This window comes from Halorubrum cibi, from assembly GCF_900182635.1.
Lineage (GTDB): Archaea > Halobacteriota > Halobacteria > Halobacteriales > Haloferacaceae > Halorubrum > Halorubrum cibi.
Genome location: NZ_FXTD01000001.1, coordinates 395,117 through 417,284 on the forward strand (window position 1 = coordinate 395,117; position 22,168 = coordinate 417,284).

A 22,168-nucleotide genomic window follows, 5' to 3' on the forward strand; every position below is an offset into this window, starting at 1 on the left:
GTGCGGTCGGCGTCGTATAGCTTTCCATCCACGGGTGCGACGACCAGTAGGTTCTCGTGGTCCCTCTCCGACGTCCGTCCATGGACCACGTCGAAACGCTGGAGTGTACCCTCTGTGGTGCCGAGTACGACCCCGACCAGGTGATCTACACGTGCTCCGAACATCCGGGCGTGAAGGGGATCCTCGAGGTGAGATACGACTACGACGAAGTTCTCGATCGGTTCGACGAATCCCTCGACGGAGACGTCCGCTCGCAGTGGAAGTACCGGGCGTTCCTACCGGTCGCGGACGACGTCGAGCCCGTGACGCTCGGCGAGGGAGGGACCCCGATCCTCGACGCGCCCAGACTCGGCACGGAACTCGGCGTCGACCTCCGGGTGAAGGACGACGGTCGGAACCCGACGGGCGTGTTGAAGGACCGCGCGACCGCGGTCTCGCTGACGAAGGCGCGGGAGTTCGGCATCGACGTCGTCACCTGCGCCTCGACGGGGAACGCGGCCGCGTCGCTCGCGGGCTTTTCCGCCCGCGGAGGCTTCGACTGCCGCCTGTTCGTCCCCGGCGACGCCCCCGAAGGAAAGCTGGCACAGCCGCTCGTCTACGGCGCGGACGTGCTCGGCGTCCGCGGGAGCTACGACGAGGCGTACGACCTCAGCATGGAAGTGACCGAGCGGTTCGGCTGGTACAACCGCAACGCCGCGGTCAACCCCTTCCAGGTGGAGGGGAAACGCACCGTCGGCCACGAACTGGCCGAACAGACCCGCGGGGAGGTCCCGGACTGGCTGGTGTTCTCCATGGGCGACGGCTGTACGATCGCCGGCGGGTGGAAGGGGTTCCGCGAGTTCCACGACCTCGACCTCGTCGAGGAGACTCCGCGGATGCTCGGCGTTCAAGCCGAGGGTGCGAGCGCGATCCACGACGCGTTCCACGGCCACGACGACGCCGACGAGGTCGCCGACACCGTCGCCGACAGCATCTCGGTCGGTCGCCCGCGGAACACGGTGAAGGCCTGCTCGACGCTCGAGGAGAGCGGCGGCGAGTCGGTGCTCGTGAGCGACGAGGAGATCCTCGCCGCCGAGTCGCTCCTGGGGCGAACCGAGGGGATCTACGCCGAGCCCGCGGGGGCCGCCCCGGTGGCCGGCCTCCGGAAGGCCCGCGACGCGGGCATCGTCGACGAGGGAGAGTCGGTCGTCGTCGTCGTCACCGGAAACGGACTGAAGGACACGAAAAGCGGGATGCGGGCGGGTGGCGAGGTCGAACGCATCGACCCCGCCATCGGCGACGTGGTCGAGCGGTACGACGGGGGAGACTGAGCCGGAGGGGTCGGGTCGGTCGAACCGGCGGGGACGCCTACAGCTTCTCGGCGTTTCGCGCCTGCTCGACGCGTCGCGTCGCCTGCTCGACCCGCTTTCCCGTCGCGTTCGCGAGTCCGGGCGGAAGCCCCTCCCGTGCCGCCGCGAGCCGCTCTTCGATCCGGGCGATCCGGTCGAGCACGTTCGCCAGCTGGCGCTCCGTTCCCTCCCCGTCGCCTTCGCGGGCGCGCTCCTCGGCCCGCCGTGCGGCCGCGACCGCGGCTGCGAGGGCTCGCTCGAGCCCGTTCACCGCGTTCGACGGGCCGCCGGAGCTTCCACCGGCGGAGCCGCCACCGCTCCCGCCGCCGGAACCGTCGTCCTCGTCGTCGTCGTCCTTGTCGTCGTCGTCGTCCTTGTCGCCGTCGCCATCATCGTCACCGCTCCCCGCCGCGGCCGCGACCGCGGCGCGCGTTTCCTCCGCCACGTCGGCGACGTAGCCGGCGAGCGGGGCCGCCCCGGTCTCCGGACGCTCGATCCGGATCCCGTCGTCGGACTCCGGGTCCGGGTTGACCCGATACGCGCCGATCTCGTCGGCGGCGTCGCGCACCTCGGCCGTGTAGGCACCCCCGGCGTGGACGTACACGGCGTCGGTTCCGTCCGTCGACGACTCGTACATCCGGCCCGCGAAGTCGTCCTCGAGGGCCGTCCCGACCACGTCGATCTCGGCCTCCTCGTCCGTGACCTCCAGTTTCGTGGCGTCCTCGCGCGCGACGAGCGGGACCTCCCCGTCGACCCCGGCGACCGTCATCCGGTCGGTCGCGGTCCCGTCGGATCCGTTCCCGTCGGATCCGCTCCCGTCACCCTCGGTCCCGTCGGATCCGGCGTCCGGAACCGTCAGCCGCTCGCTGTGCGGGGCTCGTCCCGCGCCGTTGACCGTGAGTCGGTGGTCGCCGGGCTCGACGTCGCGGACGACGGCGACGCCGCCGAACGTCGGGATCGCCTCCGGATCGCTCTCGAGCAGCGCGACCGCCTCGACGCCGACGTCCGTCGTCGTCAACCCTTCGTTCTTGGGGGCGTCGTCACTCGTGACCGCCTCCGTCACCCGCGTGACGACCGTGTTCACCGGCGCGGGCTCGCCGATCGCGTCATATCGGTCGGCGAGCTCCGCGCGGTGGTTCGGCGCGGTGATGTCCGCCGCCGGGGCGTCGTAGCGTGGCTGCTCCCAGGGCACCCCTGTCGTCGTGATGTGGCCAGCGACCGCGTCCTCGACGGCCTCCGGGACCGCGAACTCGAAGCTCAGTTGCGGCCCGACGAACGCGTCGATCCCCTCGAGCTCCGCGGTCTCGACGAGGTCGTAGGCGACGACGCCTCCACCGCCGCCCCGGTTTTCACCGTCGTCGTTGCCGCCGCCGTCGCCCTCGTCGGCTTCTCCGCCCGCCGTCTCGAGTCGCTCGGCGTGCTCGAAGGTGACTCCCGTCTCGCGGGTCGGGAGGTCCGTCGGCGGCGACGTCAGCGCGTCGAGCGACCGGATCGTGAGTGCGTCGTCGATCAGCGACTCACGGTCGACCGCCGGGAGCCGCTCGTGGTCGTACACCGGCTCGCCCTCGTACTCCGGGACGACGAACGGGAGCCGCGCTCCCTCGTCGCGGGGGAGCCCGTAGGCGAGCGGCACCTCCGCGAGGTCCTCGACCCCCTCGATCGCGGTGTTCGTGATGTCGGCGAGCAGCCCGTCAGCGCTCACGCGCTGGAACCGATCGGGGACCTCGTTGACCGACAGCGTCGAGGAGTGCGAGCCGAGCTCCGGAAGGATCCGGGGGACCACCTCCGGATCCGGATCGAGGAACTCGTTGTTCGGGACCCGCCTCGAGTGCGAGCTGGCGACGTACAGCTGCGGCTCGTCGGTCTCGCCGTCGACGAAGACGTGGAGGACCTCCCAGTCGTGCCAGTGGAAGTTGGTCGTGAACTGGTCGAACGCGGAGTAGAACCAGAACTGGACGGCCTCGAGCGGGGAGTCCTCGTACTCGACGCCGTGGTAGAACACGGTCGGGTCGGGCGGTGCCGGCGTTCCCGCCGGATCGCCCGCGGTCCCCTTGAACCGCTCGTGGTAGCCGTTCAGCGCGTCGAAGCCGTCGACGACCATCTCGCCGTCACGCTCGCTCGTGTAGGGCCGCGGGTCGGTCGGGAACCACGGCTCGTGTACGTCGAAGTACAGCGTCGGAGCGAACCGCTCGGCGAGTTCGGAGAGCCGATCCTCGTCCATTCCCGTCGTGTCGCCGTCGTCCTCCCGCCGGAGGGCGGAACACCCCGCGATCGAGGCGCTCCCGAGGCCGGCGACGGCGCCGAGGACCGTCCGGCGGTCGACCGTGGACGGGTTCCCCGTCACGAGCCGATCCCGTCCGGAGCGCACGTTCGCGCGTGGTTCGGGACGCTCTCGGAAGTCTTTCGGAACGCTCTCGAAGCCATTCGTTCGGAGAGGGACACAGAGCGGAATAAGCCTTCTGACGCCCGGATCGCAGCGTCGGGAGCGAACTCGCGAAGCGGCGACGATCGGGAGAACGTATTTGTGCGCGAAGCCGCCACGTCCGGTCATGGACACGAAGCGGGCCCTCTACTACGCCGCGATCGCGATCGGCGTTCTGATGGCGGTGAGCGTCGTGGTCTCGGTCGTCTCGGCGATCCTGAGTCTCGCGTGGGCGGTGATCTCCACGGCGGTGACTCTCGCCGTCCTGTTCGGGATCGTCTACGTCGCGTACCGGGCCGGATCGTGGCTGTCCGGCGACGGCGGCGGCGATCCGACGTCGATCGACTCGGTCGGCGGATCGCGGTCCGAATCGACCGAGACCTCCACGGACCGGCAGGAGCGGCTCCGTCGGCGGTACGTCGAAGGCGAGATCGACGAGGCGGAGTTCGAACGGCGGATCGCCCGGGAACTCGAATCGGAGGACCTCGACGAGATCGACCGGGAACTCGAGCGGGAGCGGTGACTCGCGGTCGAACTCGACGGGAGGACATCGTCGAACGCCTACACGACAGTCCGTTTCACGGTTCGACGATAGGCTCGTCCGTGTGAATCCCGTTCGCGCATCGACGATCGTCCTCGGAACGGCACCGCCACGCTTTTTCCACTTCCCTCAATCAGTTTAACCGATGCCCTCCAACAAGGCGACCGCAGCGGCTCCGTTGACGACTGGCGTTTTGCTCGCCGGGACGGCCGTACGAGAAGTGGTACGGCACGGACCCGAAACGTGGACCACGCTGGCACTCGCCGGCGGCCTCTCCGCCGTCGCAGTCGGACTCGGCGTTCTAACTGGCTTCCGTGGGTTCGGCTCCGGTGAGGACGACTCTGACGGATCCCGCCGTCGGACGACGGTTGCTCTCGCCGGTCTCGCACTGACGTGTTTCACCGTCGCTGCCGGGATCGCACTCGCGTAGGCGACGCCCTCCGTGACACCCCGCTCGACGGGGCTAGAACCGGTCGCGGAGCTCCTCTCGGAGGTCCTCGAGGTCGAGGTCCTTCATCGAGAGCAACACCAGCAGGTGGTAGACCAGATCGGCGCTCTCGTAGGTGAGTTCCTCGATATCGTCGTCCTTCGCCGCGAGGATCGCCTCCGTCGACTCCTCGCCGATCTTCTCTAACACCGCGTTCTCGCCCTTTTCGTGGGTGAAAAGCGAGGCGGTGTAGGACCCCTCGGGTAACTCCCGCTTTCGCGACTCGATGGTCGCGAACAGCTCGTCAAGGACCGCGTCGTCGTCGGCGGTCCCGTCGGGAGCGTCCACGTCTCCGCGTTCCGCCTCGTCGTCGGTCACGCCTCCACCTCGCTACCGGGGAAGAAGGCGAGGTCGTGGATCCGCGAGTCCTCGGTGAGCTCGGGGTGAAACGAGGTGGCCACCACCGGGCCGTCCCGCACCGCGACCGGGCGGTCGTCGACCGTCGCGAGCGTCTCGACGCCCTCACCGACCTCGTCGATGGCTGGCGCGCGGATGAAGACCGCGTGGAACGGCTCGGAGAGCCCCTCGACGGGGACCTTCGCCTCGAAGGAGTCCTTCTGTCTGCCGAACGCGTTGCGGTCGACGGAGACGTCGACGACCCCGAGCGCGTCGACCCGGTCGTCCTTCGCGTCCCGCGAGCACACGATGAGCCCGGCACAGGTCGCGAGCACGGGCTTTCCGGCCGCGACGTGCTCGCGGATCTCGGGAGCGATCCCCTCGCGGTGGATCAGCCGCGAGATGGTCGTCGACTCCCCGCCCGGCATGAGGAGGACGTCGCAGTCGGGGACGATACCCGAGTCCCTGACCTCGACGACCTCCGCGGACTCGCCGTGTGCGGCCGCGGCGCGGCGGACCGCCTCGGCGTGTTCGGCCACGTCGCCCTGGACGGCGATGACGCCAGCTTTCATACCTCCGCTCGGCGGGGCACGTCCAAAAAGGGCGCGCTACGACGATCCAACACCGTGACGACCCGGTCAGTAGACGACGAGCGCGAGGTACAGCTGGCCGATCCCCGCAAGCACCATCACCACGCCGGCGACTCGCTTCAGTTTCCCCGAATGGGCCATGACTCGCCCGGCGTTCGTGAGCAGTCCCATCCCGGTCGCCACGGTCGTCGCGACCATCAGGACGGCGACGACGCCGGCGTAGACGCCGAGCAACAGCAGCGCGGCCTCGGCCGGGAGCGCGATCGCCCGGGCGATCACTGCGAGGAAGATCGGCGCGACACAGCCCGCGCCCGCCAGCGCGTAGCCCGCGCCGAAGACCCCGAACCCGAACACGCTCGCCCGGCGCTTCGGGAGCGGGACCGATATCGACGGGGTCCGGCCGGCGAGCACTAACAGCCCGAAGACGACGAGCAGCCCCCCGACGAGCGACTCGAAGACGGTGATGTTCGAGAGCGTCGAGTGGCCGACCCGGACGGTCGCGCCCGCGAGGAGGGTGAAGGTCGCCAGCACGCCGAGCCCGGCGGCGATCCCGCGGGATCCGGCCCCCGCGATCGAGACCTCCTCAGCGTCGGTCTGGTTCACGTAGAACCCGACGTAGCCGGGTAAAAGCGGGTACGCACACGGCGAGAAGAACGTCGCCACGCCGGAGGCGACCGCGAACGACAGGTCCGTCGCGAGGGCGGTCCCGGTCATCTGGCGGTGGCGTCGATCATCAGTCGAGTACGTTCTCGATCTCCTCGACGATCCGATCCGCGGTGTGGACCTCTGAGTCCTTCCACGCGATGCGACGGTCGGCGTCGATGACGACTGCGGTGGGAAATCCCTGAACGGTAACTCGAGATGATAGTTCGGCGGTGACGTCCGCCCCGACGAGCCAGTCGCCGTCGTGCTCGCGCCACCAGTCGACGACCGTCTCCTCGCTGACCGCGCCACCGACATCCTCCGTCGTCACCGAGACGAATAAGGCCTCGTCGCCGATCCGGTCGTGCGCCTCCGCAAGGGCAGGCATCTGCTCGGCGCAAGGAGGACACCACGTCCCGAAGAAATCGACGAACGTGACTTGGTCCTCCGCCGGGATCGTCACCTCACCCTCACGGCTGCCAGGCGCGTCGATCGTCGGTATCGTCGTCAGCTCGACCGCCTCGGCCGACGAGCCGCCGAGTGCCTCCGGAACGGCACCCATCGCGACCGCGCCAGCTCCTCCCAACGCGCCGACGCTCGCGATCCCGGCGAGGAGGTGGCGGCGCTCCATCCTACGCGTTCACCACCCGTTCGAAGTCGCTCACGAGCCGTTCGATGTCCGTCTGTGGCCCCTTCGGGTACGCCCGCTCGACGATCCCGTCCTCGTTGGCGAGGAGGATGAGCCCGTAGTGCGGGAACTGGTACTCCAGGTTCTCGTAGTCGTCCGCGGGGTCCTTCTCGATCACGAGTCCGAAGTCCTCGTCCAACAGCTCCTGACCCGCCTCGTAGCTCTCCGGGCGGAGAAAGTGCCAGTTGCCGGCGTCGAGGTCGACGCCCTGCTGGCCGGCGTACTCGCGGAGGACGTCGGCGGTGTCGCGCTCGGGGTCGAACGTGAGCGCGAGGAACGCGGACTCGTCGGCGTACCCCTCCTCGGCGGCGACCGCCTGTGCGCGCCGGAGCCGGAGGATGAGCGCGGGACAGACGCCGTCCGGGCAGTTGGTGTAGAAGGAGGTCCACAGGACGGCCCGCTCGCCCTCGAACTCCTCGGTCGCCACCGTCTCGCCGGTGATCGGGTCCGGGACGGTGAAGTGCGGCATCTCGTCGCCGTAGCTCGGGTGGGAGGCTTCGCTCAGGTCCTGCTCCGGCGGGCCGAGTATCGTCCCTTCGGCCCCGGAACTCCCCAACACGCCGAGACAGCCGGCGCTCCCGGCGACGGCTGGAACGGCGAGCGACCGCAGATAGTGGCGACGATCCATACCGGAGGGCGGGGCCTCGCGAATAAGTCCGTTTCGTCCAGTCCCGACGATTGACGGAGAACGAACGCGCCTACGCGACCGTCAGCGAGAGGATCTGGACGAAGACGCCGAAGAGGACACAGAACGCGAGGACGGTCTTGGGATTGATCGCGATGGCGTTGCGGTCCTGCGAGTCGAAGTACCGGACGAGGCCCGCACTGGACATCAGTCCGCCGGAGTTGCTGCCGCTGCTCATGTCCCGACGTTCCGCGTCGTCGGGCGTAAGCGTTTCGTCTCGGGGATTCACCCGATCCGCCGGTCGTCGGTCACCCCATCTCCCCGCCGCGTGAGAAACCCTTATCGGCGAGCCGACGCTACGTGTCGGCGAACCATGACCGTTCGAGTGCTGGATTTCTACGCCGACTGGTGCGGCCCGTGTAAGACGCAGGACCCGATTCTGGAGGAGGTCCAAGAAGAGCTCGGCGACGCCTTCGAGCTACAGAAGGTCGACGTCGACCAGGAGCAGGACGTCGCCAATCAGTACCAGGTCCGATCGCTTCCGACGCTCATCGTCGAGAACGACGACGGCGTCGTCGACCGGTTCGTCGGGGTCACTCAGAAGGAGGACATCACGGCCGCGATCTCGGAAGCCGGCGCGTAGTCGGCACGCAGGAGCGGACGGACCCCCGCGCCGACGCGTCTCGCAACCTTTTACAGCGCCCGCGTGCTCACGAGGAGTATGGCCAGTTTCGACGCCGCGGAACGCCGCAACCTCGACCGACAGATCTGTATGCGCTGTAACGCCCGCAACGCGCCCGACGCCGGGCGCTGCCGCAAGTGCGGCTACACCAACCTCCGCCCGAAGGCGAAGGAACGCCGCGCGGCCTGAGCCGGTTCGGCCCGTTCCGACCGAGACGGCTCCTCCCGCCGTCCGAACCACCGTCCGTTCTCCGGACGCCGACAGGCCGAGCCGCCGCCCTAATCGCCGTCGCCCGCGGCCGCGCTCTCGCCGTTACCGCGTTCGGCCATCATCTCGGCCGCCCGCGTCGCCCACCCGGAGTACCGGAAGCCGACGGCGACGACGAGCGCCATCCAACTGTACGCGAGGAACACGCCGACGTACGCGCCCGGCGGGCCGAGGCCGGCGGTCCGGCCCAACACCCAGGAGGCGCCGAGGAAGAGTCCGAACATCCCCGTGAGCCGCGCCGCGAACGGGATCCGAGTCTCGCTCGCGCCTTGGAGCGCGCCGGACAGCGACGTGAAACAGGCGAGCGCGCCGCCCGCGAGGCCGTAGACTCGCGCGAAGTCGACGGCGTACTCGACGGTCGCCGGATCGGACGTGAAGAGCCGGACGACCGGCGGCGCGACCGCGACGAGCGCGAGCCCGACGCCCCCGACCGAGAGGAACCCGAGCGACGCGACGGCCCACCCGTCGAATCGGGCCTCCTCGGGGTCGCCCGCGCCGAGCGCCTGCCCGACCAGCACCGAGGCGGCGACGTTGTACCCGCGCGAGAGCGGGCCGGTCACCTGCTGGTAGACGCGGCGACCGATCTGGAAGCCGGCGTTGACCGCCTCGCCGAAGCCGAGGAGCAGCGCGTTGAAGGGGAACTCCGCGGCCTCGGAGCTGAACCCCTCCGCCACCCGCGGCGCGCTCACCCGGAGCAGCTGTCCCGCGATCGTCGGGTTCCGCGGACGGACGAACGCGGCGTCAGTCCACGGCCCCCGTATCGCAGCACACAGCAGCCCCGCCGTGAGGACGTTGGCGGCCCCGGTCGCGAGCCCGACGCCGACGATCTCCAGCCTGGGGAGTCCGAACAGCCCGAGGCCGAGGAGGACCGACCCGACGATGTTGAGCGAGTTCGCGAGGACGTTCACGTACATCGGCGTCCTGGTGTCGCCGGTGCCCTGAAGCGCCCGTGCGGCCACGAGCGCGACGTGTCTCGCCGGGGCCGTCGCGAAGACGATCGCGAGGTACGCCGAGCCGAGCGAGACGACCTCCGGCGGGGTCTGCCGGCCGACGAGCCGACCGAACACGTCGATCGCGGCCTCGCCGAGGAAGAACCCGAAGAGGACGAAGGGGACCCCGGCGAGCGCGCCGAGCAGGATCGCCTGCGTGATCGCCTCGTCGCGGGTCGCCGTCTCGCCCGCGCCGGTGTCCTGCGAGGAGAGCGCGATCGCGCCGCCGCCGAGACCCAGTCCGATCCGGAGCGGGAACCGCGCGTACAGGTCGGCGAGGCCGATCGCGACCACCGCGGCCGGCGAGAACAGCGCGCTGACGACGACGTCCGTCGTCCGCATCGCGGTCCGGAACGTCTGTTCGGCCATCACCGGCCACGCGAGCGCGAACACGCGTCCCCAGACACGCCGGACACGCGGGAGATCCATTCGTCACCGAGGAGGGACCCCGTCGGGTTCTAGCTATCGGAGGCGCTCGAGTCCGCCGACTGCTCCGGGTCGGGTGCGCGCCGGGACGTCGAAACGGCCGTCACTCGCTCGCGGGAACGTCACCTCGAACTGCGTCCCGCCGAGGTCGGCCTCCTCGACCGAAACCGTGCCACCGTACTCCTCGACGAGGCTGCCGACGATGAACAGCCCACCCCTCTCGGAGCCGTCGCTGCGGTCGCCGTCGCTCCCGGCGGTCGTGTTGCCCGCGTCGTCGTTCCCAAACAGTGTGATCCGCTGTTCGGGCGGGATTCCGGGACCGTCGTCGCCGATCGACAACGTGACCGTACCGTCTCCCTCGCCGTCGCTGATGGCGACCCGGAGGGTGGCGTCGCCGCCCGCGTGCTCGACGGCGTTCTCGACGAGGTTGTCGACGACGGAGCGGAGGCCGTCGTTCGCCGTGACCGGGGCCGTCTCCGTGAGGTCGGTCTCGACGGTCACGTCGGTCCGCTGTGTGACTCCGTCGAGTATCTCCCGAGTGACCGCCGCGAGGTCGACCCGGTGGAGATCGGCGTCGCCCAAGAGGGCGTCGGCGACGGCGCTCGTCGTCTCGAGTCGATCGAGTCCCTCGTCTGCCTTGGCCGCGATCACCGTCGCGGCGTCGCGTCCGTCGGGACCGTCTCCGCGGTCAGAGCCGTGCTCGGTTCCGTCGTCGCCGTCGTCGCCGCGCGAGGCCTCTCCGGCGAGGTCGGCGTATCCGCGGATCGTCGAGAGGTCGTTCCGGAGGTCGTGACGAAGCAGGTGGTTCACGAACGAGACCGCCCGGTTGGCGTCGCGTGCGCGGCGGGCCTCCGCTTCCTGGAGCACGGCGAGATATCCCGAGATCGCGCCGCCGAGCGCTCCCGATCCGGCGGCGACCAACAGCGGAAAGGCGGGTTCGACGAGGGGGCGCCCCTCGATCGCCCGGACGAGGAGCGTCGCGCCGATCGCGCTCGATGCGAGAAACGTGCCTGCGGCGGTCCAGCGAGCGACGCGGCCCTCCTCGACGCGGGTAAAGCCGGCGTCTCGGACCCGAACCCCCGCATAGACGACGCCGAGGGTGATCCCGCCGTCGAGCGTCAGCGCGAGTGCCGGACCGAGTGCCCCCTCGACGGTCCCGATCTCGGTTCCGTGGTGGATCGTCGCGGCGAGCAACAGGAGACTGCCGATCCCGACGACGACGGCGTAGCCCCGGGGTTTCCACACGATGTCGCGTTCTTCAGCGTCCTCCGACAAAAACCGTTGTGTGTCGCGGATCGATCGGCGGTAGCGTCCGTCGGCCCCGAACGTTCAAACGCCCGAACGACGCAGACGCCCCATGGACGTCTTCGTCTACGGGACCCTCACCGAGCCGGACCGGGTCGGGGAGCTGCTCGACTCGTTCGTCTTCGTCGGGTCGGCGACGCTCTCCGGGCTTCGACCCGTCGAGGGGCGCTACCCGACGCTCGCGCCGGGCGGGGAGACGGCGGGGCGGCTCCTCCGAACTGACGAGGTCGGCACGCTCGACGCGTACGAGGGCGTCGAAGACGGGCTTTACGTCCGGGTCACGGCCCCGCTCGACGCGCCCGACGGTTTCCCCGAGGAGGCGACCGTCTACGTCGGCGACCCGCGGCGGCTCGGCGCGGACGCGACGTGGCCGGGTCAGGGAGAGTTCCGCGAGCGGGTGAAGCGGTACCTCGACCGGACCGACGTCGCGGTGCGTCTCGACTCGTCTTCGCCCGTCTGACACAGGTCTGACGACGGATCGAGGTCGACGCCGTCCCGCAGTTTCACTTTCACTCCGCCTGCCGGACCTTTTTGTATCGCGGCCCGCTGTGTTCAGTCGCACGTCACACGCGTGCATTCCCCCTTTCACACGTTCCAGCGCGAGCGACGCGGCGAAGGTTCCCCGAACCGCTCGTACGTCGGAGCGCGGACGACGACCGGAACCGATTAGCCCGCGGCGTCGCCACGGGGCCGTATGATATCGTTGGCCGACATCGAGGCCGCGCGCGAGCGAGTCGACGGCGTCGCCCGCCACACGCCGCTCGAGCGCTCGCGGACGTTCTCGGAGATGACCGGCGCGGACGTCCACCTCAAGCTCGAGAACTTCCAGCGTACCGGGGCGTTCAAGATCCGTGGGGCGACGAACCGGATCGCGACGCTCCCGCCGGAGGCTCGCGAGGCCGGCGTCGTCACCGCCAGCGCCGGTAACCACGCGCAGGGCGTCGCGCTCGCCGCCGAGCGCGCCGGCGTCGACGCCACCGTCGTGATGCCGAAGTTCGCGCCCGTCTCGAAGGTGAAAGCCACCCGCGGGTACGGCGCGACCGTCAGGCTGGAGGGGATCGATTACGACGAGGCGCAGGCGGTCGCCCACGACCTGGAGCGCGAACAGGGGCTGACGTACGTCCACGCCTTCGACGACCCGGCAGTCATGGCCGGACAGGGCACCCTCGGACTGGAGATCGCCGACGACCGCCCCGACCTCGACACCGTCGTCGTCCCGATCGGCGGGGGCGGGCTGATCTCGGGCGTCGCGGTCGCGGTCAAGGAGCGGCTCGAGGGCGTCCGCGTCATCGGGGTTCAAGCGGAGGGCGCGGCCTCGGCGGCCGCGTCGCTGTCGGCGGGCGAGATCCGCGAGATCGAGGGCGTCGACACCATCGCCGACGGGATCGCCACCCGGTCGATCGGCGAGGAACCCTTCGCGGTCATGCGCGAGTACGTCGACGAGGTGGTTACCGTCGATGACCGAGAGATCGCCTTAGCGCTCACGCTGCTCTTAGAGCGCTCGAAGACGCTCGTCGAGGGAGCCGGCGCGGTCGCGCTGGCGGCGACGCTCTCGGAGGCGTTCGACTACGGCGACGACGAGACGATCGTCGCCGCGTTATGCGGCGGCAACATCGACCTCAACCGGCTCGGCACGGTGGTCCGCCGCGGGCTCGTCCAGATGGGTCGATACCTCAAGATCACCGTCGATCTGAAGGACCGGCCGGGCGAGCTCGAGCGCGTCTCGAGCATCGTGGCGCGCGCCGGCGCGAACGTGTACGCGGTCCACCACGACCGGACCTCGCGGGACGTGGCGGTCAACGCTGCGGAGCTCGAACTCGAGCTCGAGACCGACGACGCCGAACACGCCGCGAGCATCGTCGAGGAACTCGAGGCCGACGGCTACGAGGTCGAGGTGCTGTCGTAGAAGGCGCGTAAACGAAGCGCTCAGTCGTCGCCCTCGGCGGCGACGGGCTCGGGCTCGTGGAGTTCGCCGGCGCGCTCGCGGTCGGAGAGGTAGTCGTCGGCGTCGAGCGCGGCCTTCACGCCCATCCCGCCGGCGGTCACCGCCTGCTGGTAGTGGTGGTCGACCACGTCGCCCGCGCCGAAGATCCCCTCGACCGCGGTCGCGGTCTGTCCCCCGTCGCGACCCCCCTGCGTCAGGAGGTAGCCCGCGTCGTCGAGCTCGACGCCGGTCCCCTCCAGGTACGCCGTGTTCGGGGTGTGGCCGATGGCGTAGAACACCGCGCCCACGTCGAAGTCGTACTCGTCGACTTCCTCGGCGGTCGCGGGGTCCTCGAGCTTCTCCGTCGGGTGGCCGTCGGGGTGCTCGACGAGCGTGACGCCCGTGATCCCCTCCTCCGCGGTGCCGTGGATCTCGGTGAGCTCCGTGTTCTTCAGGATCTCTATCTCGCCGTCCTCCACCTTGTCCATCACGCGCTCGATCCAGACGTCCTCCGCGCGGAACTCCTCGCGCCGGTGCGCGATGTAGACGGTGTCGGCGAACTTCGTCAGGAAGTTGGCCTCCTCCATGGCGGCGTCGCCGCCGCCGACGACGAGCATGTCCTCGCCGCGGAAGAACGCCCCGTCACACGTCGCGCACGTCGAGAGCCCGTACCCCATCAGGTCGTCCTCACCGGGGACGCCGAGCGTCCGGGCGCTGGCACCGGAGGCGGCGATCACGGCGTCGGCGGTGTAGACGTCGCCGTTCGTGAGCTCGACCCGGAAGTGTCCCTCCGGCCGTTTTTCCACGTCGTCGACGATCCCGCTCCGGAGCTCCGTCCCGAACTTCTCCGCCTGCGCGCGCATCTCGTTTATCAGCTCCGGACCGGAGATCCCCTCGGGGAAGCCCGGGTAGTTCTCCACGTCGGTCGTGAGCGTGAGCTGGCCGCCGGGCTCGTCGCCCTCGATCAACAGCGGGTCGTTGTTCGACCGGGCCGCGTAGATCGCCGCGCTCAACGCGGCGATCCCGCTCCCGGCGACGAGGAGCCGTCGGTGCTCGAGTATTTCATCGCTCATACTATACTGTTCGTGACGCCGGGATATGTAGGTTGCGCCCGACGTTCGGCGTGCGGCGACGGACGGGGGTCGAAGACGCCCGGCGTCACTCCGGGAAGTCCGCGTCGATCGCCTCCGGCGTCGTGCCCGTCGGCGGCGCGGACGATTCGGAAAGCGCCTCGAAGAACCGCCCCGCGACGAACTCCTCGACGACGTCGGCGAGCGACTCGTCCTCGGCGACGGTCTCCAAGATCCCGAACGGGACCTGTGCGCCCGCCATGTTGGCGTGACCGCCCGCGGATCCCGCCTGTGCGAGCGCGTCCCGGAGCAGTTCGCCCACGTCGAGGTCGGTCCCGCGGGCGCGAGCCGACCCGTAGATCACCCCGTCCATGTACCCGTACACGAACGTCACGGCGATCCCCTCGAGATCGAGCAGCCGGTCGGCCGCCTGTGCGAGCGCGTCACGGTCGGTGATCTCGCCGACGCAGCTGGCGACCGTCGAGCCGCGGACGTCACGCCGGCCGATCGCGGTCGCGAGCACGCGAAGCGTCTCCGGGCTCACGCTCGGGCTCTCGACCCGGTCGAGCGTCGACTCGTCGACGTGCGGCGTCAGCGACGCGGCGGCCTCGAAGTCGGGGATCGACACCTCGCGGGTGAAATCCCGCGTGTCGATCCGGATCCCGTACAGCAGCGCGGTCGCGAGCGCGCGGTCCGGATCGATCCCCAGCCGCGAGAGGTACTCCTCGATGAGCGTGCTCGTCGCGCCCGCGTCCGGTCGAACGTCGACGAACGTCCCCTCGACCGGCCCGCGAGGCGGGTGGTGGTCGATCACCACGTCGACCGGCGTTCCCTCCGGCAGCGAGTCGTTGATCCCCGCTCGCGAGTGGTCCACGAGGGCGATCCCGCCGTACGACTCGAGATCGATCCCGTCGACGGTCGAGAGCGAGAGGTCCAGTAAGTTGACCATCGCGCGGTTCTCCTGATGGGCGATCTCCCCGCCGTAACAGGGATCCGCGGAAACGCCGACGCTCTCGGCGATCCGGGCCAGTCCGACCGCGCTCGCGATGGCGTCCGGGTCGGGGTTGTCGTGAGCGACGACGAGGAGCGGGCCGGAAAGTCCCCGTATCGTTCGGATCAGTCGCGGGGGGCGCTCCGTCGCTCCCGGCGGTCTCGTCGATATGGCCGATCGGTCGAAGGCGTGGTCGGTCCCGGAGTCGAGTTCGTCGAGACCGACCGCGTCGCGGACGCGCGTCGCCACCGCCTCCACCGGGTCGACGACGCGGTCCGCGACCGACTCCAGGGCGTCGACCTGCTCCGCGGTCGGTGCGGTGCCGACGTGCGCGACGATCATGGCGTCGGGGTAGCGATCGCGAGCCGCGGACGCGGCGGCGACGTTCCTGGCCGGGTCGTCGCTCGCGACCAACACGACCGCGGCGCGCTCGGGGAACGACGAGGGGTCGGTCGGATCGGCCTCCACGGTCGCCACGTTTCGATCGCGCAGCGTCGAGGCCCACCCGGCGTCGTCGGTCACGGCGAGGAGGTCCTCGGACCCCTCGGCGACGCGCTCGACGAGGGAGTTCCCGACCGCGCTACAGCCGAGCAGGAGGCGCCGGACCATGTATCCGCGTCGACGGGGCGGTGACGCAAAACGCTGCCGTCCGCGGTTCGGGATCTGGATCGATCACTCGCCGTGTTCCGGGTCGGTCGCGGCCGCGACGACGTCCACCGCGGCGCGGTTCTCGGCGACGTCGTGGACGCGGACGACGTCCGCGCCGCGTTCCGCCGCGACCGCGGTCGCGGCGACGGTCGCGTGTTCGCGGTCCTCCGGTCCGAGGCCGACGGCGTCGTACAGCGACTTGTACGAGTGGCCGACGAGTACCGGGCAGCCGAGCGCCGTGAACTCGTCGATCCGCCCGAGGAGCTCGAAGTTCTCGCCGGCCGACTTGCCGAACCCGAGCCCGGGGTCGACGATCACTCGGTCGCGGTCGATCCCCGCCACTTCGGCCAGCGCCAGCCGCTCGCGGAGGTCGGCGATCACGTCGGCGACCACGTCGTCGTACTCCGGGTCGTTCTCGGGGTCGACGGGAGCGTCGACGCTGTGCATCACGACGACGGGACACTCGGCGTCCGCGACGACCTCCCGCATCCGGGGGTCCTCCAGCCCGGTCACGTCGTTTATCACGTCCGCGCCCGCCTCGAGGGCCGCCTCCGCGACCGCCGGCTTCCGGGTGTCGACGGAGACGAGCACGTTGCCGTCGGCGACTGCGGGCACCTCCCGGACCGCCTCGATCGTCGGGACGACGCGGGCGATCTCCTCGTCGGCCGGCACCCGCTCCGCACCCGGTCTGGTGGACTCGCCCCCGACGTCGATCACGTCGACGCCGGCCTCGACCATGCGTTCGGCCCCCGCGATCGCGTCCGAAAGTCCCTCGTGACGGCCGCCGTCGTGGAAGGAGTCGGGCGTCACGTTGAGTATCCCCATCACGGCGGTGCCGTCGGACCAGGGGTAGTCGTCGACGGGATCGGGCTCTTTCTCCTCGTTCCCGTCGATCCCGAGGCTCGTCCGGAGGTCGGCGGCGACGCCGGCGAGGCCGTCGCCGCCGACCTCGAGGCGCTCGCACAGCTCGCGGAACTCGGCGAGGGAGCCGGCGAGCGTGACCGGCGAGAGCTCGCCGCCCACGGAGCCGCCGCCGTCGACGTCGCTGCCGCGGCCGTCGGCGCCGACGCCGCCAACCGCGGCCTCGCCGCCGACCGTCCGGAGCGTGGCCGCGACACGGCGGGCGCGATCGCCGCGAAGCCGAAGGGTGCGGACGCGGTGGTCGACCCCGTCGCGAGTGCGGTTCACGCCGGCGGGCGGGACCCCCCCGCGCTCGAGCGCTCGTGCGGCGTCGGCCGGACCGTCGACCGACGTCGGCGTCACCGTTCGGTACAGCGCCGCGCGCGCCTCCGCGACCGCGAACAGCGATCCGGCGACGAGCACGCAGTCGTCCTCGTCGGCTCGCCCGATCGCCGCCGCGACCGCGTCGGCGACGTCGTCGCCCTCGGTCACCTCGGCGACGTCGGCCGATCGGAGCGCCGCCGCGAGCACCGCGGGGTCCTCCGCGCGGTCGAGCGCGGGCCGGCAGGCGATCGCGCTCTCGACCGTCGGAAGGGCGGCGACCGCCCCGGCGTGGTCCTTGTCGTGCATCGCGGCGTACACGAGGTGGAGGTCCGCGTAGTCGTACTCCGCGAGCGTCTCCGCGAGCGTCCCGCAGGCCGCGGGGTTGTGCGCGCCGTCGAGGACCGTCAGCGGATCCGTCTCGACGACCTCGAACCGACCGGGCCACGTCGCCCGCGCGAGGCCGTCCGCGAGCGCCCGTTCGAAGGCCTCGGAGGGACCGTCTTCCCCGCCGTCCCCGTCCCCTCCGCCGACCGCCTCGAGCGTCCGGCGGGCCAACGCGGTCGCGACCGCCGCGTTCGTCGCCTGATGCTCCCCGACGAGCGGGATCCGATACGTCCCGGCCGACTCGCCGGCGAAGGTCACCGCGGCGTCAGTCGCGCTCACGCGACCCCCGTAGCTCGCGGCGATCGCGGGGTCGGAGCCGGCGTCGTCGTTCTCACCGCCGTTTTCGCCCGCGTCGTCGTCGCCCGCGTCGTCGACGTCGGCGTCACTCCCCGGCCCCGCGACTCGCGTCACCGGCGCGCCGGCCTCTCCGGCGACCTCGCGGACGACGCGGAGCGCCTCGCCCGAGCAGGCCGTGACCATCGGCGAGTCCGCGCTGGCGATCCGTGACTTCGTGCGGGCTATCTCCGCGATCGTGTCGCCGAGGACGGCGGTGTGCTCGAGCGAGACGTTCGTCACCGCGGTCGCGATCGGGTCGACCGCGCTCGTCGCGTCGTACTCGCCGCCGAGGCCGACCTCGAGGACGACGACGTCGACGTCTCGGCGCGCGAAGTCGTGAAGCGCCATCGCGGTGATCACCTCGAAGAAGGTCAACGGCTCGCCGCCGGCGGCTCGCTCGACGAGCCACGGCTTCACCTCCTCGACGAAGTCGACGACGGCCGCGTCGGTCATGGGTCTGCCGTCGACGCGGATCCGCTCCGCGAGCGCGGAGAGGTGCGGCGAGGTGTAGAGTCCGACTGAGAGCCCGGCCTCCCGTAGGACCGACTCGACCATCCGGGACGTGCTCCCCTTGCCGTTCGAGCCCGCGACCTGGACGCAGGGGAGGTCGGATTCGGGGTTACCGAGCCGGTCGAGCAGCGCCTCGACGCGCTCGGTTCCGGGTTTGACCGAGAAGCGACGGAGGTCGAACAGGAAGTTCGCCGCCTCGTGGTAGTGCATACGCCGTGGGTCGTCTCCGGGTCGTTTAGGCGTACCGGACCCGGATCGAACGGGCGACGCGGAGGTCGTCGGCTCGCGGGGGACGACCGAACTGGTGCGCTTTTGAACGCGGGGGGCCTGCGTTCGGACATGACCGAGACCCTCACCCTCGCCACCCGCGGGTCGGAGTTGGCCCTTCGACAGGCCGAGACCGTCCGCGACGCGCTCGCGACCCGGAAGCGCGAGGTCGAGATCCGCCGCGTCGAGACTCGCGGCGACCAGATCCCCGACGAGCTGATCCACCGGCTCGGTCGGACCGGGGCGTTCGTCCGCGCGCTCGACGAGGAGGTGCTCGCCGGCGACGCCGACCTCGCCGTCCACTCGATGAAGGACGTTCCCACGGAGGGCGGCGACGAGCTCGTCGTCGCCGGCGTCCCGGAGCGCGCCGCCGCCGGCGACCTCCTCGTCCACCCCGAGGGGAAAGCGCTCGCGGACCTCCCGTCCGGGGCCGTCGTCGGCACCGGGTCGCTCCGCCGAACCGCCCAGATCGGGGCCGCACGCCCGGACCTCGTCGTCGAACCGATCCGCGGCAACGTCGACACCCGGATCGAGAAGCTGCTCGCGCCCGGTCTCCAGGCGGAACACGAACGCCGGCTGGTCGCCTCGGGGGAGGACGCCGCGTTGACCGCCGAGGGAGACGGTGAAAACGAGGCTGCCGACGCTTCCGACGAGACGTTCGACGAGAGCGTCGAGGAGTGGTTCGACTCGCTCTCGGACCTCGAGCGCTCGGCGATGGAACGGAAGGTCGACACCGAGTACGACGCGCTCGTGCTGGCGGAGGCGGGGCTCCGCCGGTCGGACCTGTTCTACGACGTCGAGACGACCCGGCTCTCTCGCGAGGAGTTCGTCCCCGCGGCGGGACAGGGGGCCATCGCCGTGACCGCCGCGGACGACGAGGTCGTCGAGGCGGTTCGGTCGGCCGTCGATCACCCCCGAACGCGGGTCGCGACGACCGTTGAACGGACGGTGCTGGCCGAACTCAACGGCGGCTGTATCGCTCCGATCGGCGTCTCGGCGCTCGTCCAGGGCGAACACGTCCACACCCGCGTTCGCGTGCTCTCGACGGACGGCACCGAGGAGGTGGCGGGCACCCGCGACCTCCCGATCCGATCGCACGCGACGGCGGCCGCGTCGTTCGCGGCCGACCTCGCCGACCGCGGCGCGGCCGAGCTGATCGCCGAGGCACGCGAGGAGGTCGACGCGGATGCCTGAGGACGCGGCGGGCTCGGCGGGAGACCGCGGAGCGGAGGTCGGCACGGTGTTTCTCGTCGGCTCCGGGCCGGGCGACCCGGACCTCCTGACGGTGAAGGCGGCCCGCCTGATCGAGGAGGCGGACGTGGTGCTCCACGACAAGCTCCCCGGCCCGGAGATCCTCGGCGAGATCCCTGAATCGAAACGCGAGGACGTGGGAAAGCGCGCCGGCGGCGAGTGGACGCCCCAGGAGTACACGAACCGCCGCATGGTCGAACTGGCCCGCGAGGGGAAGCGAGTCGTCCGGCTCAAGGGCGGCGACCCGTTCGTCTTCGGGCGCGGCGGCGAGGAGGCCGAACACCTCGCGGAGGCGGGTATCCCCTTCGAGATCGTCCCGGGGATCACGTCCGCGATCGCCGGCCCCGCGGTCGCCGGGATCCCCGTCACCCACCGCGATCACGCCTCCTCGGTGTCGTTCGTCACCGGCCACGAGGACCCGACGAAAGAGGAGTCCGCGGTCGACTGGGACGCGCTCGCGGACACGGGAGGCACGATCGTCGTCCTGATGGGCGTCGGCAAGCTGCCCGCCTACGCCGCCGAACTCCGCGAGGCCGGGATGGCCCCTGACACCCCGGTCGCGCTCGTTGAGCGCGCGACGTGGCCCGACATGCGCGTCGCGACCGGCACCCTGGAGACGATCGTCGAGGTCCGTGACGACGCCGGGATCGAGCCGCCCGCGATCACCGTGATCGGAGAGGTGGCCGCGACCCGCGAGCGCGTGATCGCGTTCCTGCGGAACGCCGACGGGGGCGACACCGGAGGTGACGGCGCGTGAGCGACGGCGCCGACCGCGCCAGCGGCGACGCCTCCCGCGCGAACGACGACGGCGGTGACGACGACCTCCGCGCGGGCGACGATGACGGCCCGCGCGTCGCCGTCTTCCGCCCGGACGACGAGCGGATCGACGAGGCGGTCGACCTCCTCGCGTCGCTCGGGGCGCGTCCCGTTCCGGACCCGATGCTCGCGGTCGAACCGACGGACGCGGTCCCGGGAGATGACGCCGCGTTCGTCGTGCTCACGAGCAAGACGGGCGTCGAGCTCGCCGCGTCGGCGGGGTGGACCCCCGGCGACGCGCTCCTCGTCGCCATCGGACCGTCGACGGCTGCCGCGGCCCGTGAGGCCGGCTGGACCGTCGATCTCGTTCCCGAGGAATACACCTCCGCGGGGCTCGTGGCGGCGCTTCGCGACCGGGTCGACGGCGTGCGGATCGAGGTCGCGCGCTCGGATCACGGGAGCGACGTGCTCCTCGCCGGGCTCCGAGACGCGGGCGCGACCGTCACCGAGACGGTCCTCTACCGGCTGACGCGGCCGGTCGACGCGGGTGAATCCGCTGAACTCGCCGCCGCCGGCGACCTCGACGCGCTCGCGTTCACCTCCTCGCTCACGGTCGAGCACTTCCTCGCAGCTGCCGCCGACCGAGGGATCCGGGAGGCGGCGCTGGCCGGGGCGAACGCCGCGCTCGTCGCCGCGATCGGCCCGCCGACCGCCGAAACGGCGACCGAGCTCGGGCTCGACGTCGACGTGGTTCCCGACGCGGCCGACTTCGAGGCGCTCGCCGAGGACGTCGTCGAGGCGGTCGAGAACCGATCGAACGGACGCGGCGCCCCCGGAGCAGCCGAGGACGGAGACGACTGATCGGCGGGCGCCTCGAAGCGTGCGACGCGCCGGACGCCGAACCGTCGATCTCGAGAGCCGAGAACCGGAGGTCGTCTCCAATCGACTTTGTGTATTCACCGACAGCCGCGAACCGACGGATCGACTCTCTTACGCCGCGATCGCGTTCTCTGTCGATATCAATTCTGATACTTTCATACGAGCGTTTATTTCGATCGAACTGATAGCCGGTGACATGGAACCGGGCGAACGATGGTCGATGCGGGTCGACGATGGCGTTCTCGTCGTCGAGTTTCCACACGGAACGGGGATCAGCCCCGCGGCCGGCGAGGCGCTCCTCGATCGGTGGCGGAACCTCATCGCCGACCGCGACGTCGACGCCGTCGTGATCGCCGTGCGGACGAGTCGGCCGTGCTCGGACGCGGGTCGGCGGGTGCTCCGCGAATCCGCGCAGATCGCGGTCGCCCGCGGCATCGACCGCTTCGCCGTCGTCGGGGAGCGATCGAAACGGCGGTACCTCCAGCGGACGATCGCCATCGAGGACATCGCGGTCGAGGCGTTCAACGACCCCGCGACCGCGATCCGGTGGGCGCAGTCGTCGCCCGACTCGCCGACCTCGCTCAGATCATCTCCGTAAGC

The 22,168-nt window shown here is 70.8% G+C and carries 23 protein-coding genes; 11 read left to right on the forward strand and 12 right to left on the reverse strand.

Annotated features, from left to right (window positions below):
* Positions 1-80 precede the first annotated feature (80 nt).
* Positions 81-1,310 carry a threonine synthase gene (gene thrC / locus FN829_RS01880; RefSeq protein WP_142985302.1) on the forward strand — a complete coding sequence of 410 codons (1,230 nt, stop codon included), beginning with the start codon at positions 81-83 and terminating at the stop codon, positions 1,308-1,310.
* A gap of 37 nt (positions 1,311-1,347) precedes the next feature.
* Here thrC and FN829_RS01885 read toward each other — a convergent pair whose 3' ends face one another.
* The gene (locus tag FN829_RS01885) at positions 1,348-3,672 is read right to left on the reverse strand and encodes a hypothetical protein (protein WP_142985303.1); all 2,325 of its coding nucleotides are present in this window, start codon (positions 3,670-3,672) and stop codon (positions 1,348-1,350) included.
* 205 nt (positions 3,673-3,877) lie between these two features.
* On the opposite strand from FN829_RS01885, the gene FN829_RS01890 reads away from it, so the two are divergent.
* Complete coding sequence (locus FN829_RS01890) at positions 3,878-4,273, forward strand: SHOCT domain-containing protein (protein ID WP_142985304.1); 396 nt, start codon at positions 3,878-3,880, stop codon at positions 4,271-4,273.
* Positions 4,274-4,511: 238 nt separating this feature from the next.
* Entirely contained in the window at positions 4,512-4,721 is a 210-nt protein-coding gene (locus tag FN829_RS01895) for a hypothetical protein (RefSeq protein WP_246066420.1), read from the forward strand.
* Between the two features lie 33 nt (positions 4,722-4,754).
* Here the strand turns inward: FN829_RS01895 and hisE are convergent, their stop codons facing one another.
* The 6 genes from hisE to FN829_RS01925 all read right to left on the reverse strand — a co-directional run bounded on the left by hisE (position 4,755) and on the right by FN829_RS01925 (position 7,897).
* On the reverse strand, positions 4,755-5,096 hold the full coding sequence (gene hisE, locus FN829_RS01900) for a phosphoribosyl-ATP diphosphatase (protein WP_394348696.1): 342 nt from the start codon (positions 5,094-5,096) through the stop codon (positions 4,755-4,757).
* Entirely contained in the window at positions 5,093-5,686 is a 594-nt protein-coding gene (gene pdxT / locus FN829_RS01905) for a pyridoxal 5'-phosphate synthase glutaminase subunit PdxT (RefSeq protein WP_142985306.1), read from the reverse strand. The genes hisE and pdxT overlap by 4 nt, the downstream gene beginning before the upstream one ends.
* A 66-nt stretch (positions 5,687-5,752) precedes the next feature.
* Positions 5,753-6,418 (reverse strand): cytochrome c biogenesis protein CcdA, encoded by a 666-nt coding sequence (locus FN829_RS01910; protein ID WP_142985307.1) that lies wholly within the window; start codon positions 6,416-6,418, stop codon positions 5,753-5,755.
* A gap of 19 nt (positions 6,419-6,437) precedes the next feature.
* Complete coding sequence (locus FN829_RS01915; protein WP_142985308.1) at positions 6,438-6,977, reverse strand: TlpA family protein disulfide reductase; 540 nt, start codon at positions 6,975-6,977, stop codon at positions 6,438-6,440.
* A gap of 1 nt (position 6,978) precedes the next feature.
* A complete protein-coding gene (locus tag FN829_RS01920) occupies positions 6,979-7,662 on the reverse strand; it encodes an SCO family protein (protein ID WP_142985309.1) in 684 nt (227 codons plus the stop codon).
* Positions 7,663-7,732: 70 nt separating this feature from the next.
* Positions 7,733-7,897: a preprotein translocase subunit Sec61beta gene (locus FN829_RS01925; RefSeq protein WP_142985310.1), complete on the reverse strand. Its 165-nt coding sequence runs from the start codon at positions 7,895-7,897 to the stop codon at positions 7,733-7,735.
* Between the two features lie 135 nt (positions 7,898-8,032).
* Between FN829_RS01925 and trxA the strand changes: the two genes are divergently transcribed.
* Positions 8,033-8,302 carry a thioredoxin gene (trxA, locus tag FN829_RS01930; protein ID WP_066412215.1) on the forward strand — a complete coding sequence of 90 codons (270 nt, stop codon included), beginning with the start codon at positions 8,033-8,035 and terminating at the stop codon, positions 8,300-8,302.
* A gap of 78 nt (positions 8,303-8,380) precedes the next feature.
* On the forward strand, positions 8,381-8,530 hold the full coding sequence (locus FN829_RS01935) for a 50S ribosomal protein L40e (RefSeq protein WP_112080429.1): 150 nt from the start codon (positions 8,381-8,383) through the stop codon (positions 8,528-8,530).
* An 89-nt stretch (positions 8,531-8,619) separates the two neighbouring features.
* Here the strand turns inward: FN829_RS01935 and FN829_RS01940 are convergent, their stop codons facing one another.
* Together FN829_RS01940 and FN829_RS01945 are read right to left on the reverse strand one after the other, a co-directional pair.
* Positions 8,620-10,026 carry an MATE family efflux transporter gene (locus FN829_RS01940; RefSeq protein WP_142985311.1) on the reverse strand — a complete coding sequence of 469 codons (1,407 nt, stop codon included), beginning with the start codon at positions 10,024-10,026 and terminating at the stop codon, positions 8,620-8,622.
* Between the two features lie 33 nt (positions 10,027-10,059).
* The gene (locus FN829_RS01945) at positions 10,060-11,268 is read right to left on the reverse strand and encodes an ATP-binding protein (protein WP_142985312.1); all 1,209 of its coding nucleotides are present in this window, start codon (positions 11,266-11,268) and stop codon (positions 10,060-10,062) included.
* 112 nt (positions 11,269-11,380) lie between these two features.
* Between FN829_RS01945 and FN829_RS01950 the strand changes: the two genes are divergently transcribed.
* Together FN829_RS01950 and ilvA are read left to right on the forward strand one after the other, a co-directional pair.
* Entirely contained in the window at positions 11,381-11,788 is a 408-nt protein-coding gene (locus FN829_RS01950) for a gamma-glutamylcyclotransferase family protein (RefSeq protein WP_142985313.1), read from the forward strand.
* A gap of 234 nt (positions 11,789-12,022) precedes the next feature.
* Positions 12,023-13,234 carry a threonine ammonia-lyase gene (gene ilvA, locus FN829_RS01955; RefSeq protein ID WP_142985314.1) on the forward strand — a complete coding sequence of 404 codons (1,212 nt, stop codon included), beginning with the start codon at positions 12,023-12,025 and terminating at the stop codon, positions 13,232-13,234.
* A gap of 20 nt (positions 13,235-13,254) precedes the next feature.
* On the opposite strand, the gene FN829_RS01960 is transcribed toward ilvA, so the two are convergent.
* From FN829_RS01960 to folP, 3 genes are all read right to left on the reverse strand, one after another.
* Positions 13,255-14,325: an NAD(P)/FAD-dependent oxidoreductase gene (locus FN829_RS01960; protein ID WP_142985315.1), complete on the reverse strand. Its 1,071-nt coding sequence runs from the start codon at positions 14,323-14,325 to the stop codon at positions 13,255-13,257.
* A gap of 85 nt (positions 14,326-14,410) precedes the next feature.
* Complete coding sequence (locus FN829_RS01965; RefSeq protein ID WP_142985316.1) at positions 14,411-15,922, reverse strand: DHH family phosphoesterase; 1,512 nt, start codon at positions 15,920-15,922, stop codon at positions 14,411-14,413.
* A 63-nt stretch (positions 15,923-15,985) separates the two neighbouring features.
* A complete protein-coding gene (gene folP, locus FN829_RS01970) occupies positions 15,986-18,625 on the reverse strand; it encodes a dihydropteroate synthase (RefSeq protein ID WP_142985317.1) in 2,640 nt (879 codons plus the stop codon).
* A gap of 129 nt (positions 18,626-18,754) precedes the next feature.
* On the opposite strand from folP, the gene hemC reads away from it, so the two are divergent.
* The 4 genes from hemC (at position 18,755) to FN829_RS01990 (ending at position 22,166) form a co-directional block, all read left to right on the forward strand.
* Positions 18,755-19,876: a hydroxymethylbilane synthase gene (hemC, locus tag FN829_RS01975; protein WP_142985318.1), complete on the forward strand. Its 1,122-nt coding sequence runs from the start codon at positions 18,755-18,757 to the stop codon at positions 19,874-19,876.
* Positions 19,869-20,690 (forward strand): uroporphyrinogen-III C-methyltransferase, encoded by an 822-nt coding sequence (cobA, locus tag FN829_RS01980; RefSeq protein ID WP_142985319.1) that lies wholly within the window; start codon positions 19,869-19,871, stop codon positions 20,688-20,690. The genes hemC and cobA overlap by 8 nt, the downstream gene beginning before the upstream one ends.
* On the forward strand, positions 20,687-21,550 hold the full coding sequence (locus tag FN829_RS01985) for a uroporphyrinogen-III synthase (RefSeq protein WP_142985320.1): 864 nt from the start codon (positions 20,687-20,689) through the stop codon (positions 21,548-21,550). Before cobA ends, FN829_RS01985 begins: the two co-directional genes overlap by 4 nt.
* A gap of 214 nt (positions 21,551-21,764) precedes the next feature.
* On the forward strand, positions 21,765-22,166 hold the full coding sequence (locus FN829_RS01990) for a hypothetical protein (protein WP_142985321.1): 402 nt from the start codon (positions 21,765-21,767) through the stop codon (positions 22,164-22,166).
* Positions 22,167-22,168: the final 2 nt, after the last annotated feature.